At 61.5% G+C, this 15,290-nt stretch carries 14 protein-coding genes; 8 read left to right on the forward strand and 6 right to left on the reverse strand.

Annotated features, from left to right (window positions below; genetic code table 11):
- The first annotated feature begins 37 nt into the window (after window positions 1-37).
- From ACILSQ_RS30435 to ACILSQ_RS30450, 4 genes are all read left to right on the forward strand, one after another.
- Window positions 38-1,423 (forward strand): FAD-binding oxidoreductase, encoded by a 1,386-nt coding sequence (locus tag ACILSQ_RS30435; protein ID WP_395747478.1) that lies wholly within the window; start codon window positions 38-40, stop codon window positions 1,421-1,423.
- Window positions 1,424-1,482: 59 nt separating this feature from the next.
- Complete coding sequence (locus ACILSQ_RS30440; protein WP_395747479.1) at window positions 1,483-1,605, forward strand: hypothetical protein; 123 nt, start codon at window positions 1,483-1,485, stop codon at window positions 1,603-1,605.
- Between the two features lie 69 nt (window positions 1,606-1,674).
- The gene (locus ACILSQ_RS30445) at window positions 1,675-3,009 is read left to right on the forward strand and encodes a (Fe-S)-binding protein (protein WP_395747480.1); all 1,335 of its coding nucleotides are present in this window, start codon (window positions 1,675-1,677) and stop codon (window positions 3,007-3,009) included.
- Window positions 3,010-3,060: 51 nt separating this feature from the next.
- Window positions 3,061-3,663 (forward strand): flavin reductase family protein, encoded by a 603-nt coding sequence (locus tag ACILSQ_RS30450; protein ID WP_395747481.1) that lies wholly within the window; start codon window positions 3,061-3,063, stop codon window positions 3,661-3,663.
- A gap of 22 nt (window positions 3,664-3,685) precedes the next feature.
- On the opposite strand, the gene ACILSQ_RS30455 is transcribed toward ACILSQ_RS30450, so the two are convergent.
- The 3 genes from ACILSQ_RS30455 to ACILSQ_RS30465 form a co-directional block, all read right to left on the reverse strand.
- Window positions 3,686-4,015: a HigA family addiction module antitoxin gene (locus tag ACILSQ_RS30455; protein WP_395747482.1), complete on the reverse strand. Its 330-nt coding sequence runs from the start codon at window positions 4,013-4,015 to the stop codon at window positions 3,686-3,688.
- Between the two features lie 37 nt (window positions 4,016-4,052).
- Window positions 4,053-4,331, reverse strand: a complete 279-nt coding sequence (locus ACILSQ_RS30460) for a type II toxin-antitoxin system RelE/ParE family toxin (protein WP_395747483.1) — start codon at window positions 4,329-4,331, stop codon at window positions 4,053-4,055.
- Window positions 4,332-4,394: 63 nt separating this feature from the next.
- The gene (locus ACILSQ_RS30465; protein ID WP_395747484.1) at window positions 4,395-6,476 is read right to left on the reverse strand and encodes an FAD-dependent oxidoreductase; all 2,082 of its coding nucleotides are present in this window, start codon (window positions 6,474-6,476) and stop codon (window positions 4,395-4,397) included.
- Between the two features lie 158 nt (window positions 6,477-6,634).
- Here ACILSQ_RS30465 and ACILSQ_RS30470 point away from each other — a divergent pair, with 158 nt between their 5' ends.
- Window positions 6,635-7,135: a hypothetical protein gene (locus ACILSQ_RS30470; RefSeq protein ID WP_395747485.1), complete on the forward strand. Its 501-nt coding sequence runs from the start codon at window positions 6,635-6,637 to the stop codon at window positions 7,133-7,135.
- Window positions 7,136-7,282: 147 nt separating this feature from the next.
- Here ACILSQ_RS30470 and ACILSQ_RS30475 read toward each other — a convergent pair whose 3' ends face one another.
- Both ACILSQ_RS30475 and ACILSQ_RS30480 read right to left on the reverse strand, forming a co-directional pair.
- Entirely contained in the window at window positions 7,283-7,690 is a 408-nt protein-coding gene (locus ACILSQ_RS30475) for an RrF2 family transcriptional regulator (RefSeq protein WP_395747486.1), read from the reverse strand.
- On the reverse strand, window positions 7,687-8,499 hold the full coding sequence (locus ACILSQ_RS30480; protein WP_395747487.1) for a DUF4058 family protein: 813 nt from the start codon (window positions 8,497-8,499) through the stop codon (window positions 7,687-7,689). The genes ACILSQ_RS30475 and ACILSQ_RS30480 overlap by 4 nt, the downstream gene beginning before the upstream one ends.
- A gap of 99 nt (window positions 8,500-8,598) precedes the next feature.
- On the opposite strand from ACILSQ_RS30480, the gene ACILSQ_RS30485 reads away from it, so the two are divergent.
- From ACILSQ_RS30485 to ACILSQ_RS30495, 3 genes are all read left to right on the forward strand, one after another.
- Window positions 8,599-9,966 carry a replication-associated recombination protein A gene (locus ACILSQ_RS30485; RefSeq protein WP_395747488.1) on the forward strand — a complete coding sequence of 456 codons (1,368 nt, stop codon included), beginning with the start codon at window positions 8,599-8,601 and terminating at the stop codon, window positions 9,964-9,966.
- A gap of 322 nt (window positions 9,967-10,288) precedes the next feature.
- Window positions 10,289-11,008, forward strand: coding sequence for a 3D domain-containing protein (locus ACILSQ_RS30490; RefSeq protein ID WP_395747489.1), 720 nt, complete (start codon window positions 10,289-10,291; stop codon window positions 11,006-11,008).
- A gap of 111 nt (window positions 11,009-11,119) precedes the next feature.
- A complete protein-coding gene (locus ACILSQ_RS30495) occupies window positions 11,120-12,346 on the forward strand; it encodes an alpha/beta hydrolase (RefSeq protein ID WP_395747490.1) in 1,227 nt (408 codons plus the stop codon).
- A gap of 1,458 nt (window positions 12,347-13,804) precedes the next feature.
- Here ACILSQ_RS30495 and ACILSQ_RS30500 read toward each other — a convergent pair.
- On the reverse strand, window positions 13,805-15,205 hold the full coding sequence (locus ACILSQ_RS30500; protein ID WP_395747491.1) for a DUF1501 domain-containing protein: 1,401 nt from the start codon (window positions 15,203-15,205) through the stop codon (window positions 13,805-13,807).
- Window positions 15,206-15,290: the final 85 nt, after the last annotated feature.

Here is a 15,290-nt window from a genome sequence, read left to right on the forward strand (position 1 = left end):
TTGACGCTCTAGCGCGAACTCGCCAGAGTGGCCCCCTGTGAACAAAATTGAAGCCCGCTTTATTCAGTCTCTGAAGGAAATCTTACCCCCTGATAGAGTTCTTACCTCGAACGAGGATTTGGTGCCGTACAGTTTCGATGGAACAGCGGCGCTGAAGCAGCGCCCTGGCGCGGTGGTTTTTCCGCTGACCTCCGAGGAAGTCTCAGAATGTGTACACCTCGCGCGCCGGAACAACGTGCCAGTGGTGACGCGCGGCTCCGGCACGGGACTGAGCGGCGGCAGCGTGCCGCTGGAAGGCTGCCTGGTGATCTGCCTGGTGAAGATGGACAGGCTGGTGGAGGTGGACGAGAAGAACCTGACGCTGCGCGCGCAGAGCGGGGTAATCACGAAGGAAATCGATGATGCCTGCGCGAAGGTGGGGCTGTTTTATCCGCCGGACCCGGGCTCGATGAAGATCTCCACCATCGGCGGGAACGTGGCGGAAAATTCCGGCGGGCTGCGCGGGCTGAAGTATGGCGTGACGCGTGACTATGTGATGGGGATGGAAGTGGTGCTGCCGGACGGCACGCTGACTTTCCTGGGCAACAAGTGCGTGAAGGACGTGGCGGGCTACTCCATGAAGGACATCTTCATTGGCAGCGAGGGCTCGCTGGGCATCATCACGGAGGTCACTCTGAAAGTGCTGCCGCGCCCCAAGGCGCGGAAAACAATGCTGGCGCTGTATGATTCCATGGAAGATGCGGCGAAGACGATCTCGGCGATCATTGCGGCGAAGATCATTCCCTGCACGCTGGAGTTCCTGGACCGCGTGACGGTGCAGTGCGTGGAGGATTACGCGAAAATCGGCCTGCCCACGGATGTGGAGGCGCTGGTGCTGATGGAGACGGACGGGCACCCCGTTGTTGTGGACGAAGAAGCGGCGCAGATGATGGCGCTGGCGAGGGCGAATGGAGCGCGTGATGTGCGCGCCGCTGCGGATGAAGCCGAAGGCGCGAAGCTGGCCGCCGCCCGCCGCAATGCCTTCTCCGCGCTGGCCCGCGTGCGGCCCACGACGATTCTGGAAGACGTGACCGTGCCGCGCAGCGAGCTGGCGGCGATGGTGGCGTTTATTGATGCGGTGGCGAAGAAGCACCGGCTGCAGATCGGCACCTTTGGTCATCTGGGCGATGGGAACCTGCACCCGACTTTCCTGACGAATGAGCGCGATCATGAGGAGATGCACCGCATCGAGGCGGCACTGGAGGAGATCGTGGAGGAGACCATCCGCGTGGGCGGGACGGTGACGGGAGAGCACGGCGTGGGACTGGCGAAGAAGTCCTTTCTGAGGCGACAGCTCGGGGAGGGGAGCTATGAGCTGATGCGGAGCATCAAGAAGGCGCTGGACCCACAGGGGCTGCTGAATCCGGGGAAGATTTTTGATTGAGATAGTGTATTCTTTCCAGTCTTGCCGCTGCTGCGGCGAAATGGCACCTCTACATCATTATGACAATCATCTCCGACATCCTCGAACACGGCGAGGAGGACAATTCAGACATCCTGCCCGGGCGTAAAATCGAGCAGGAGATTCTGAACATTCTGGATGGAGAGACCGAAGCAAACTTGTGACGTCTGGATGGCAAACACCGGGATGATTGAAACAATCAGTATCATGATGAAAAAGATTTGTGCACTGCCATGACCGCGAATCTTCTCAAATCCATCGACTATTCCGTGCTGCAGCAGTGCATGCACTGCGGCATGTGCCTGCCGACTTGTCCCACCTATGTGGAGACGAAGAATGAGCGAAACAGCCCGCGCGGGCGCATCTCGCTGATGCGCGCGGTGGCGGACGGCGAGCTGGAGGTGACAAAGGCTCTGTCTGATGAAATGTACTACTGCCTGGGCTGCCTGGCCTGCCAGACGGCCTGCCCGGCGGGGGTGAACTATGCGGAGCTGTTTGAAACGGCGCGCGCGGAGGTGGAACAGGCGCAGGTGGATGATGGGATGGAGCGCGGCTTCTGGCGCTGGCTTTCGCTGAATGTCATTTTCATGCGGCCGCGGCTGCTGAGGTTGATCGGGCGCGTGCTGCGGGTGTATCAGAGCACGGGGCTGGACAGGCTGATGCGGAAGATGCGCTTCTTTGGGCTGATGCCGCCTTCTCTGGCGAAGCTGGAGCCGCAGACGCCGCAGATCGCGGAAAAGTTTTCGGATGAAGTCATTCTCCCGGATGAACGGCCGAAGGTGGACCGGGGCTACCGTGTGGGATTGCTCACGGGCTGCATTCAGGATCTGGCGTTTTCAAACATCAACCGCGACACGGCGGACGTGCTGCTGGCAAATGGATGCGAGGTGATCACGCCGCGCGCGCAGAGCTGCTGTGGTTCCCTGCATGCACACAATGGGGAGCTGGAGCTGGCGCGTGAGCTGGCGCGGCGGCAGATCGATGCATTCGATCTCGATTCGCTCGATGCGATCATCACCAATGCGGGCGGCTGCGGCTCGCATTTGAAAACGTATGGGCACCTGCTGCACGATGATCCTTTCTATGCGGAAAAGGCGAAGCAGTGGGACAAGAAGGTGAAGGACATCCACGAGTGGCTGGTGCAGATCCGCTTCCGCAAGCCGGAGGCTGGCGCGGGAGTGAGCGAGGTGACGTATCATGAGAGCTGCCACCTGTGCCACGGGCAGAAGGTGGTGGCGCAGCCGCGGCAGATTTTGGCGAGCATTCCGGGGCTGAAGTTCAAGGAGCTGCCGGAGTCGAACTGGTGCTGCGGCAGCGCGGGCATCTACAACATCACGCAGCCGGAGCAGAGCCAGAAGCTGCTGAAGCGGAAGGTGGAGAACCTGAGGCAGGCCGGTGCGCCGGTGGTGGCGACGAGCAATCCGGGGTGTCACCTGCAGCTCGCAAATGGTTTGCGCAGGTGCGGAAGTGCGGGGCATCCGTGTCAGGAGGTGACGCAGCCGGTGACGCTGCTGGCGCGGGCGTATCGCGCGGAGGAAGACGCATCCCAAGGAGTGGGGGTCTCCTGACCCCCACTCAAATCCAAACCGGGGGTCGGAGACCCCCGCTCCTTGTGAATTATGGAACTCGATCTTACTGGACCTTATCGGGACGATGCTTACCGAATTCTTGCCGGGCTGGTGACGCCGCGGCCCATCGCCTTGACCACGACGGTGGATCCGGAGGGGAGGGTGAATGCGGCGCCGTTCAGCTTTTTCAATGTGCTGGGGGATTCGCCGCCGATCGTGGGCATTTGTCCGGGAGACCGGTCCGAGGGAGTGCCGAAGGACACGGCGCGGAACATCCGGCTGACGCATGAGTTTGTGGTGAACCTGGTGGATGAGGCGATCATGGAGAAGATGAACCTCTGTGCGGCGACGCTGCCGCCGGGTGAGAATGAGCTGGTGCATGCGGGGCTGACGGCGCTGCCGAGCACCGCGGTGAAGCCGCCGCGCATCGCCGAAGCTCCGGCGAGCCTGGAGTGCAAAAGCCACAGCATCATCGAGATCGGCGACAACCGGCTGATCATCGGCGAGGTGCTGCGCGTGCATGTGCGCGAGGGTGTGTTTGATCCGGAGACGTGGCTGGTGCAGCCGGGGAATTACCGGCCGATCGGGCGGATGCAGAGCCCGAACTGGTACTGCTACACGCGGGAGATGTTTGAGATGAAGAGGCCGAAGTAGGAGGGCGGTAAAGCCGCAGACCTTATGCAGCGTGCGATAGCTCTGGAAGCAAGGTGATGGCAGCGTATTCTTTTGCCTTCGCGGCACGCGCCATGCGCATGTCATAATCATGCTGGAGGTTCAGCCAGAATTCAGCGCTCACTCCCAGGGCGGCTCCAAGCCGGATGGCGGTGTCCGGCGTGATGCCACGGCGGCCTTTGACGAGGTCATTGATGCGGCTGACGCTGATGCTGGTGGCTTGGGCGAGCCGGTACTGTGTGACACCGGCTGGCTCCAGGAATTCCAGAAGCAGAATCTGACCGGGATGGGCTGGTGTGAGCCTGGCCGGCTGCTTTTTGTTTTTTGTGCTCATAGGAGAATTTGGGTTGAATGTGAAAAAAACAGGCGGGTCAATGATAGTCTGTGAACATGACGTTCCGAATTTCGAGCGGTGGCTCCGAGAAGGTGAAAGTGATGCGCCATTGCGCATTGACGCGGATGCTCCAGAGCGGTTTTTGATACGCCTTGCAGTGGAGCGAAGGAACAGCCTGGAGATCAGCGATGCGGGTGGCGGCATGCAGCGTCTGCAGCTTTCGCAGGACATTCTGCTGAAGCTCAAGAGGAACGCGCCTTACCATCAGGCCATTAAAAATGGCCTCGGTGTTTTTGTCCGCGAAATGAGTGATCACCCGCAGATAATACGCAAAAACGGAAATATAACAAGCGGCAAGCTTTCGCGGCCACCCTTTCGATCACTTCTCCGGCACCCACTGAGCGGCGTCGATGATGACGTGGCCGGTGGTGCCTGCGTTGCGGATTTCGAGCCAGCCGGATTTGCCTTTTTCGAAGCGGTAGGTGCCGAGGGGGAGGAGGATGTCCTTTTCAGGGGCCTTCTTTTTCTGGTTCACGATCACCGTGTCCTCACCACCGGCGTGGTGGATGATGACGGGGACTTTTTCGGCGCGGTTGGCGAGGGCGGTGTAGGTGATGGCGACGCGGTATTTACCGGCGGCAGGGAGATCGGGGGTGAAACGGGCTTTCTGCTCGCCTTTGGCGGTGTCGCCATCGTGGCGGTAGCCCTGGCCCACATAGCCGGGGGTGGTGTGGCCTTCGGAGGTGAAGCCGGTGAGCTCGGCCTCGCTGTCGTCCACAACGATGCCGCCGAGCTTTTCCTTGGTGAGGGAGACGTGCTCTGGGACGGGCGGAGATTCGAAGTCGAGCACCTGCCCATCGGCGAGGAGTTTTTCTTTGAGCTTGGCGGCGTCGATCTGCTGCAGGTCTTTGCCGGAGTCGATGGCGATGACGGCGGCGGTGGCGGCGCTCTGACCCATAACCATGAAGACGGGCTCCATGCGGATGCTGCCGTAGGCGATGTGGGTGGCGCTGAGGCAGACGGGGACGAGGAGATTGGTGCATTCCTCGGCCTTTGGCGTGATGCTGCGATAGCTGATGGGGTAAGGGCGGGTGCCGATCTGGATATCGCCCTCGTTGCGCACGAAGCCTTCCTTGGTGATGTAGCGCTGCACGTTGTGGGAGTCCATGTTGTAGGCGCCCATGCCCACGCTGTCTTCCACGATCTCGCGGCGCTTGCAGTTCTTCTCACTCATCACATAGCCGCCGATCATGCGGCGGGCCTCGCGCACGTAGAGCTGGCGGGGCCAGTGGCCGTTGTCTTTGAACTCATCCTTGGCGAGGCCCAGCTTCTGGAAGGCGGCGCGGATTTTTTCCGGCACGCGAGGATGGTGGGCATAGGTCCACATGAGGCCCTTCTGCCAGTCTTCGTGGGCTTTCCAAATCTTGGCGCGGGTTTCGTAGTCGCCGTTGGGGTAGTCGAAATTCTGGCCGATGAAGTCGGTGCTGACGGCGAAGTTGTTGTTGGTGTCGGTCTTGCGGTTCGGCATCCAGGAAGGGGCCCAGGAGATGCGCTCGTCGCCAGCTTCGACATTGCGCAGGGCGAGCTCGAACCATTTTTCGTCGTAGTTCGCCGGCTTCTCCCAGTCGAGGCGGTTTTCAGGCACGTCGGTGGTGCACATGCGGAAATTGTAGGCCTGCAGTTTGTTATCACCGGTTTCGTCTTCGCCGATGTTGCCGGGATCAATGCCAGGGAGGACGCCGCTCTTCGGGTCTCCGGGCTTCACATAGGGATCGACGTTTTTGATGAACTGGTGGTGGATGGTCTTGGCTTTTTGGATGCCGTTGATGGTTTCGCCGTATTGCGCATTCGCCTCACGGCCAACGGAGTAGCTCACGCCGGCCTTTGCCATTAGATCGCCTTCGTAGGTGGCGTCGATAAACATTTTGCCTGCAAAGGCGCGGCCGCTTTCCATGATGATCTTGGTGATGCGCGCGCCGTCTTTGACCACGCCTTTTTTCAGGTCCAGGCGCTCGCTGAAGACCACGGTCACCTTGTCCTTCACGGTGGCGAGCATGGCGTCGTAGATCTCCGTGGCGGCATGGGGCTCGAAGGTCCACATGGTGTCCTCGGCGCTGGAGTTGCCGTGCGGTTTTTTGGCAAAGTATTCCTCGCGGGTCTGGTGCTGCCATTTTGCGGGATCGTTGTAGTACTTGAAGACGTTGGCGTAGAACTCGCGGGACATGCCGCCGATGGCTTTTTTGTTGCCGATGTCGGTGGCGCCGAGGCCGCCGGTGGTGAGGCCGCCGAGGAATTTGGTGGGCTCGATGAGCACCGCCGTTTTGCCCATGCGGGCGGCCTGGATGGCCGCGGTGATGCCGCCGGAGGAGCCGCCATAGACGACGATGTCATATGAATCAGCCGCCGCCAGGGGGGAGAGCGCGGCGAGGGTGGAGAGCAGAAGGGCTGGGAGGAGTTTCATGGTGAACGGCAAGAAGGACTGAAAACTGGAAATTGGAAACTGAGAATTGAAAATTGGGGGGGGCACGCGGCGGCACATGTTCGAGGTCTGAAAAATATAATCGAATAGTCCGTTAAAGAGCGCGTCAGAGTGCAGGACAAGATTCCACACCCATACCTATGAAGACCACACTCGTTCGGACGCTTACTCTGGGCACCCTTCTGCTGACCTTTGGCCTTGCCTCTTGCGCGGGTCCGTATGGCGGCTACGGCGGGGGCTATGGCTACGGAGGCGGAGGCTACGGCGGGGGTGGCGGCGGTACGGTGGCGGGCGCGCTCATCGGCGCGGGGGCGGGTGGCATCATTGGGAATCAGCGGCACCGCGGGCTGGAAGGCGCGGCCATTGGGGGGCTTCTCGGGGCGCTGGCAGGCAGCATGATGAGCGGTCCGCGCTCCTACCCGCAGCAGGGCTACGGCCAGCCTTATTCCAATCCGGGGTACAATCAGTCCTACGGCCAGGGCTACCCGCAGCAGAATTACGGGTATGGCCAGCAGGGCCAGGGCTATTCGCAGCCGAACTACGGCGGCGGGCAGCCGTCCAGCTACTACTCTGGGAGCGCCTACAACCAGCAGCCTCCGACCAATCCCAACAACCCCTACGCCTTCGGCAACTGGCAGTAAAATTTCTCTCTCAACGGCCATGTGGCTGTTTGGGAAGTGGGCCGAGGTGTTGGGGGGCTGTGAACCTGTGGGGGCCGGAGACCCCCGCTCCTTGGCCGGACTCTGAACTGGTGGGGGTCGGAGACCCCCGCTCCTTGGGGGGCTGGCTCAAATGTCAAATGACACTGTATCGCGGGAGCGGTCTTGGGCGATGATCTGCGCGATGGTGTGCTCGGCGAACCACTGGGTGACCTGGTCGCGCAGGCCGCTGAAAACTTGGCCGAGGGCGTCCTGGTCAGCACCGGGGAGGGGATCGAAGGGGCCGTCAAAGAGGGTGACGACTTCGCCGAGGGTGATGCGCGCCGGGTGGGTGACGAGCTGGTAGCCGCCGCCCACGCCGCGCTTGCTGCGCAGGAGGCCGCCATTTTTGAGGGCCAGGAGGATCTGCTCCAGGAACTTGAGGGGAATGTGCTCGCTGCTGGCGAGGTCCTGGATGGAGAAGTTCGTGCCCTCGCGCTCGCGCCCCATCGCCACGAGGGCGCGGAGGGCGTATTCGGCTTTTTTGGAGACCTTCATGGGCGTTGAATCAGCCCGGCCTCTTTCAGCAGCTCCGTGGCCCACGCTGAGTCCGCGTCATTTAGGGGCTGGGGCAGTGGCCTCGTATAGTCTGTCTGCCAGTAGCGGCCTGTCTGGTAGCAACGGTCAATGAGCGGCTGCAGGTCGAGGATGGCGTCCTGGTCCGTGGCGCGCAGCGGAATGCGCACAGGTTTCAGCCGCTCCCGCAGCGGCAGCAGGTAGATCTCCCGCTGGCTGGGCATGCCGGCACGGGCTGTGCAGACCATGTAGCGGGCGCTGCCAGTCGCGGGCTTCAGCAGGTCCGGGGAAACGGCCACGGTGTGCGTGCCCGAAAGCAGGAGGTCGATTTCCACGAGATTCACGTGGCACTCCAGATAGCGGCGCTGGCGCAGTTTGTATTCCTGCCGGTCGTAGGTCTTGTTGGAGGGGCTCAGCAGTTCGATCACGGTGACCAGCCGGCCTGTGCTGTCGGTGATCTCCAGCCAGCGAGGCGGCACGTGGTCTTCCAGCACGATCTGGTCGGGCTTTGCAAGCATAGTGCTGCCAGTGGCTGGTTCGGGCTGCCACTGCGGAGGCTTGCCGAGTTTCCACGACTCGGTTACGGACACATCCGGGCGACGTTTGGTTCCCAGGCCTGTTTCAGGATCCCCGGCGCCAATCGTCACTCCCTCCTCGGTGCGAACACGCAAATCCGGCGGCAAGGATTCGTTGAGCGCGTCAGAAATGTAGGTGAGCAGCTTGGCATGAACATTTTCCCAGCCAATTTCGAGCCAGGGATTCATGCCGGGGAAGGGGTTCTCGAGCTTCATGACCGTTGGAATGTAATGCCGCATATCGAGAACAGGTGCAAACTGCGATTTGCCGTTGCGGCCAATCGGCTTCATTCATCGTTATCTTCCCTGATCTGAATGGCGGACGATTTTTTTGCCTCGAAGCCTCTTGAACCGCCACGCGCGGCGGCGGCGGTGCATCATGCCGGGGCGCCGCTGGCCTCGCGCATGCGGCCGCGCACGCTGGAGGAGTATGCGGGGCAGCAGCACATCCTGGCGGAGGGGAAGCTGCTGCGGCGCGCGGTGCAGGCGGACCGCTTTTCCTCCATCATCCTCTACGGTCCGCCGGGTGTGGGGAAGACCACGCTGGCGCACATCATTTCGCAGGAGACGAAGTCGCGCTTCGTCACGCTCAGCGGGGTGGAGAGCAGCGTGGCGGACATCCGCAAGGAGGCGGAGAACGCCGGGCACCATCTGCGGCTGTACAACAAGACGACGATCCTGTTTGTGGATGAGATCCACCGCTTCAACAAGGCGCAGCAGGATGTGCTGCTGCCGCACCTGGAGCGCGGCACGCTGCGCTTCATCGGCGCGACGACGCACAATCCTTTCTTCTATGTGAACAGCCCGCTGGTGAGCCGCTCGCAGGTTTTCACGCTGGAGCCGCTGGGCATCGCGGATCTGGAGGCGCTGATGGAACGTGCGCTGGGCGACACGGAGCGGGGCCTGGGCGGGATGAAGGCGCGCATCGAGCCAGACGCACGGCTGCACCTGGCCACGGTGGCGGATGGCGATGCGCGGCGCTGCCTGAATGCGCTTGAGCTGGCGGTGCTCTCCACGCCGCCGAATGCGGAGGGGGAAATTGTCATCACGCTGGCGGCGGCGGAGGAATCCGTGCAGCAGAAGACGGTGGTGTATGACGGCGATGGAGACGCGCACTACGACACGATCAGCGCCTTCATCAAAAGCATGCGGGCCTCAGACCCGGACGCGGCGCTGTACTGGCTGGCGAAGATGCTGTATGCCGGGGAGGATCTGCGCTTCATCGCGCGGCGCATCGTCATTGCCGCGAGCGAGGACATCGGCATGGCGGACAGCAATGCGCTGCGGGTGGCGGTGGCGGCGCAGCAGGCGGTGGAGTTCATCGGCATGCCGGAGGCGCGCATCATCCTGGCGCATGCCACGGTGTACAATGCCACGGCGCCGAAGAGCAACCGGGCGTACCTGGCGATCGACGCTGCGCTGGAAGACGTGAAAAACGGCCGCACGCTGCCGGTGCCGAAGCACCTGCGGGATGCACACCACAAGAAGGCGGCGAAGGAGTTTGGGCATGGGGAAGGGTATTTGTACCCGCATGATTTCGAGGGCGGCTTTGTGCCGCAGCGCTGCCTGGAGGGCGGGCGGCAGTACTATGACCCGACCTCAAACGGGCTGGAGGCGCGGATCAAGGAGCGGCTGGACCACTGGCGGAAGCTCTGGGCTGAAGAGCAGGGCGAGGCTCCGTAGCGCAACCGCTGCGGCTGCGAGGTGAAGGAGAGGGGAGCGTTCTCATCCCTCTTGACGCGCGGTTGCTCAGGAGTCCCGGGCATGGCTTGGTGTTTCCTGCGGCAGCGGGACCAGGATGATCCCGCTCAGCGTAAACCTCCTCCCCCAAAATGCGGGGGGCTTTTGCTGGGTCCGCGTGGGGACCTCTTTCCTCCGCGAAGGTGTCTCCTGCCCTGGGTTTCTTAAGCTCTATTAAACATTACAAATATGCAAATTATTCTTTTTATATTGAGGATATATGAAATTTACGGTATCTTTTTCGTAATTCCAAAAATATCCAGCCATGTACAACTCACGTTTGATCGCCTCTGGCCTGTGCGTTGCCTTGCTAACCGGCCTTTCTGCCTGTGCCCTGCCGAAACAACCGCTGCTGACCTACTGGAAGGAGATGCGGCATAAGAACGACAGCGCCCCGCTGCAGGCCGGTGTCAAATACGAGGTGCGCAAAGCCCTGGCGATGGATGTGCCCTTCCGCCCCAGCGCGATCAAGCGCTACACGTTTGTGCTGGATGACCCCAAGGTACCGGTGATGCTGGTGGGCGTAAATCTGCATCGCAATTCTCAGATGCGCGTGCGCACCACGGCCTACACGCACAACGAGAGCGATCACATCGTCTATGGAGTGAAGAATGCGCTGGGGACGAATTTGAGGTTTGGCAGTGTGCGCAGCGCGGCGGCGGACTGGTCGCGCTTTCCGGTGGGCACGCAGTTCCGCATCGCCGGCCAGCCGGGGATCACCTATGTGGTGGATGACTATGGCAGCGCGCTGGTGGGGACGGGAACGATCGATCTGTACAAGCCGAGCCGCTCCATGATGGACAGCTGGGGAGTGCGGCATGTGGACATCGAAGTGATCAAGTGGGGGTCGTATGAGAAGAGCATGGAACTCATGCGCGACCGCACGAAATGGCGCCATGTCCGCGCGATGATGGACGGCATTGAGGCGCGCCTGCGCACGGCCGGAACGCCTGGCGGGCGGATGCCGTACACAGCGGCGCTGTGAGAAGGGGCCGCCGCGGCCGGCAGACGCCCCCAATGACTGCGGCGATGAAAGCAGCACCGGCGTTAATTCGTCGATAATCTTTGTGCCGCAGCGGCGTTAGAGCGCGCACGCATGCGTTCTGTACTCCCTCTGTTTTTCTTCTGTGCCATCGGCTCCAGCTTTGCTCAAAACAAGCCCAAGCCGGGCGCGGAGCCGCCCATCACTCCGCGGCAGATCGCCGCGGCGCTGGCCAGGACGCCCGCGGCGGCGGGACAGCAGACGCTGCATGACCAGGTGGTGAGGCTCTTTGGCCGGCAAAACCTGACGCAGGGCAGGGCGCCCGCGAAGATCGAGGCCACGACGGTGGCCTGGGCGATCATCGATCCCAAGCCCGCGCGTGTGGTACAGCAGGACGGAACCCTGATCGGTGAAATGACCGCGCTGGGGGATGACGGTCTGCAGGTGCTCGTGACGGAGATGCCGAACTGCACCGAAACCGGCTACCGCGTGGAGTCGGATGGCATGCCGCATCTGGCAGGCACCGTGCATGTGGAGCATTTTGACTATACGGAAGACAGCCTGCCGCACCCAGAGGCGCCGCAGGGCCGGCTGGAGAAGTTTGAGTGGAGCACGAGCCAGGTCTTCCCCAACACCGTGCGGGAAGTGACCGTCTATCTGCCCGCGGGCTTCAAAGCAGGGGAGGAAACCTGCCTCATGGTCTGGCAGGATGGCTCGCGGCATGCGGACCCGAACGGGTCCATGCGTGTGCCGGTGGTGTTTGACAATCTCATCCACAAAAAGGAGATGCCGCGCACGGTGGGGGTGTTCATTGATCCGGGCCGCATGGCAAAGCAGAAGCCGGGAGAGAAAGCGGCCAACCGCGGCTTTGAGTATGACTCTGTCAGCGATGCGTACTCGCGCTTCCTGACCGGGGAGATTCTGCCCGAGGTGGAAAAGCGCTATCAGACCAGGTTTCGTCCGCAGCCGGAGGCCTGGGCGATTGCAGGCGGATCCTCGGGCGGCATCTGCTCCTTCACGGTGGCGTGGGAAAGGCCGGACAAATTTCGCAAGGTGCTCTCCTGGGTGGGCTCCTTTGTGGATCTCAAGGGCGGGCATGTGTACCCCTCGCTGGTGCGCGCCGCGGACCGCAAGCCCATCCGTGTGTACCTGCTGGATGGAGAGAACGACCTGGACAACAAGTTTGGCAACTGGCCCATCGCGAACAAGCAGATGGCCGCGGCGCTGAAGTTCAAGGACTATGACTTCCGCATCGACTGGACGCAGTGCTTCCACGGCAGCAAGGGGATGGCGCCGAATCTGCCCGAGGCGCTGAGGTGGCTGTGGCGGGATGTGAGGTGACGCCGGAAGCGGGGGCCGCCGTGCCGGCAGGGGGCGACGGGGGCGGACGAAAGTGAAGACGTCTGGATCCTGGTGCTACGTCGAGTTTATACCATGTGTCGTTACTGAATAAATCTTGCACCGCAGAGCACCGGAACTCAAGGCGGCTTGATTGTGGGACGGAGAGTAACGGCGGAGGCTGTTCGAGAAAGGGAGCGCTGTTTTTTTAGCAAAGGAATGAAGGAGCAAGGGAATGGCCGGAGATTTGCGCCGCAAAGATTTGGAGAGCGCAGAGATTCCTGATCGGTTCAGAGCCAGTCTGCGATTAGTTATTCGGGAGCACCTGAACTCAAGGCGGCTTGACTGTGGAACGGAGAGTAACGGCGGAGGCTGTTCGAGAAAGGGAGCGCTGTTTTTTGGCAAAGGAATGGATGGGCAAAGGAATGGCCGGAGATCTGGACCGCAGTTAGTCAGAAGCACCGGAACTCAAGGCGGTTTGATTGTGGGACGGGGAGTAACGACGGAGGCCGGTGGCGGAAGGGAGCGCTGTTTTTTGGCAAAGGAATTTTTTGGCAAAGGAATGGCCGGAGATTTGAGGCGTAGTTAGTCAGAAGATTTGGAGAACGCAGAGATTTGATTTTGAATGTATTCCTTGTGGTCTTCTATTTTTTGGCGGTGTTAATCAGCGTTTCCCTAAAGCTACGAAGCACCTGAACTCGAGGCGGCTGGATTGTGGAACGTGGAGTAACGGGGGAGGCTGTTCTAGAAAGAATGCGCTCCTTTTAGCAAAGGAATGAAGGAGCAAAGGAATGGCCGGAAATTTGCACCGCCCATCCTTCGCTCCGAGAGCTTCGGAGGACAAGCTGGCTGAGCATGGGCTATGATCCGCAGCTCCTTTGGAGCTGAGACGAGACCGAGAGCAACTCAGGCGAAGTGAGAGTCCGCGGTGCAAAACGTGATGCGAAGGGGGATGCAGACCTCACGAAGCATGCTGTTACTGAGACTCGCATCACAGGGTGACAGACTCCCGGGAAGGATCAGCCTTCCCTCATCACGCAGGTCAATCCTGTCATGGGCTCCCGGCAGGGAGCCAGGAGATTAGATGTGGTCAGCGCAAACCGCGAAGCGGTGCAGCGGGAACCACCGGACAGCCCATGACGCCATCCCCATTCAGGGCCGCATGCCGAAGGTATGCGAGAAGCGTCCGGCCACCCAGCGCACGCAAGGAGTCCTCGCACGGCTCTCGCATACCTTCGGCATGCGGGACTTGAGCTTGGAAGCATGTTTCGCGTGATCCGGTGGTTCTCGCTCGGCAAGCCTCGCTTCCATATCTAATCTCTCGGCTCCCTCCGGGAGCTTTGGGCAAGACTGCGCGTGGATGGGGTGACCTGATCTTGGATGGATGTGGTCACCCTATTGTGTGAGTCTCCATAACACGCGGTTTGTGCGGGAATGGACTGCAGTTATCGGCGCGTGGTGTTATGCGATCACATCGCGCAGCACGTTGCCATGCACGTCTGTGAGGCGAAGGTCTCTTCCGCTGAAGCGGTAGGTGAGCTGTTCGTGGTCGATGCCCATAAGATGCAGGACGGTGGCCCACAGGTCATAGACGGTGCAGGCGTTTTCGATGGCGTGGTAGCCGAAGTCATCCGTGGCGCCATAGATGTGGCCGGGCCTGACGCCGCCGCCGGCCATCCAGATGGTGAAGCCGTAGGGATTGTGATCGCGCCCGTCCGTGCCCTGGGCGAAGGGCGTGCGGCCAAATTCACCGGCCCAGATGACGAGCGTGCTGTCCAGCAGGCCGCGTGATTTGAGGTCTTTGACCAATGCGGTGATGGGCTGGTCCACCTGATGCGCCATGTTGGCGTGGCCCTTTTTGATCTGGCCGTGCTGGTCCCAGGGATTCGCGGCCTGACCCCCGCCGAGCGTCTGTGGCAGGCAGCTCAGCTCCACAAAGCGCACGCCGCGCTCCACCAGCCGCCGCGCCAGCAGGCACTGCTGTGCATAGGCGGTGCGCGGAGAGTCGGGGCCGTCCATGCCGTAGAGTTTTTTGGTGGCCTCCGTTTCGCCGGAGATGTCGCACAGCTCCGGCACGGCGGACTGCATGCGCCAGGCCATCTCGTAGTTGGCGATGGCGGCATCCACGTGCACATCATGCTGCGCTGTGCTGGCAAAGCGGTGGTCCATGGAGCCGATGAAGTCGAGCTGACGGCGCTGCGTGGTCCGGGACTGATGGGCGCGGATGTTTTTCACCGCCTCCTCGGCGTCTGCCTGCACGATGCTGGCCTGGTGCTGCGCGGGCAGGAAGCCATTGCTAAACACGCCCACGCCGCCATGCGGCACCGTGGCGCCGCCGCTTTGCAGCACGATGTAGCCGGGAAGATCCCGCGACTCCGTGCCGAGGCCGTAGCTGGCCCACGCGCCCGCGCTCGGGTAACCGAGAAAGGGAAAGCCGCTGTGCATGAAGAAATTTCCCTGCGCATGCTCGCTGAACTTCGCCGTCATGCTGCGGATGACGCAGATCTCATCCGCCAGCGTGGCCATGTGCGGGAAGAGCTCGCTTACCGGCATGCCGCTCTGGCCGCGCTGGCGAAATTCCCAGTGCGCCGGCTGCACGGTGCCGTTGTTGTTGAACTGCGTCTTCTTCACCTCCACCGGCATGGGCTGCCCGGCGTACTTTTCCAGCAGCGGCTTTGGATCAAACGAGTCCAGGTGGGAGACACCGCCGCTCATGTAGCAGAAGATCACGCTGCGGGCTTTCGGGGCAAAACGCTTCGCCCGGTGCACCGCCGTCTCCGCCTGCATCAGTCCCGCGAGCGCGGCCATGCCAAAGCCGGTGGAGGCATTGGCGAGTAGCTGGCGGCGTGAATATGGGAGCATGAGAGGTGAAAGTGAATCTTTTAGCTTCTTCACGAGAGGGGGTGGCTGAACGGCGCAATTTGCGTCTTTGCGCGGTTATGATAGT

Source organism: Prosthecobacter sp., assembly GCF_044227185.1.
Classification (GTDB): Bacteria; Verrucomicrobiota; Verrucomicrobiia; order Verrucomicrobiales; family Verrucomicrobiaceae; genus Prosthecobacter.

Coding starts and splice junctions, on each gene's coding strand:
- ACILSQ_RS30440 (WP_395747479.1), top strand. CDS start 1,483: ATGACAATCATCTCCGACATCCTCGAACACGGCGAGGAGGACAATTCA.
- ACILSQ_RS30445 (WP_395747480.1), top strand. CDS start 1,675: ATGACCGCGAATCTTCTCAAATCCATCGACTATTCCGTGCTGCAGCAG.
- ACILSQ_RS30450 (WP_395747481.1), top strand. CDS start 3,061: ATGGAACTCGATCTTACTGGACCTTATCGGGACGATGCTTACCGAATT.
- ACILSQ_RS30455 (WP_395747482.1), bottom strand. CDS start 4,015: ATGAGCACAAAAAACAAAAAGCAGCCGGCCAGGCTCACACCAGCCCAT.
- ACILSQ_RS30465 (WP_395747484.1), bottom strand. CDS start 6,476: ATGAAACTCCTCCCAGCCCTTCTGCTCTCCACCCTCGCCGCGCTCTCC.
- ACILSQ_RS30470 (WP_395747485.1), top strand. CDS start 6,635: ATGAAGACCACACTCGTTCGGACGCTTACTCTGGGCACCCTTCTGCTG.
- ACILSQ_RS30475 (WP_395747486.1), bottom strand. CDS start 7,690: ATGAAGGTCTCCAAAAAAGCCGAATACGCCCTCCGCGCCCTCGTGGCG.
- ACILSQ_RS30480 (WP_395747487.1), bottom strand. CDS start 8,499: ATGAAGCTCGAGAACCCCTTCCCCGGCATGAATCCCTGGCTCGAAATT.
- ACILSQ_RS30485 (WP_395747488.1), top strand. CDS start 8,599: ATGGCGGACGATTTTTTTGCCTCGAAGCCTCTTGAACCGCCACGCGCG.
- ACILSQ_RS30490 (WP_395747489.1), top strand. CDS start 10,289: ATGTACAACTCACGTTTGATCGCCTCTGGCCTGTGCGTTGCCTTGCTA.
- ACILSQ_RS30495 (WP_395747490.1), top strand. CDS start 11,120: ATGCGTTCTGTACTCCCTCTGTTTTTCTTCTGTGCCATCGGCTCCAGC.
- ACILSQ_RS30500 (WP_395747491.1), bottom strand. CDS start 15,205: ATGCTCCCATATTCACGCCGCCAGCTACTCGCCAATGCCTCCACCGGC.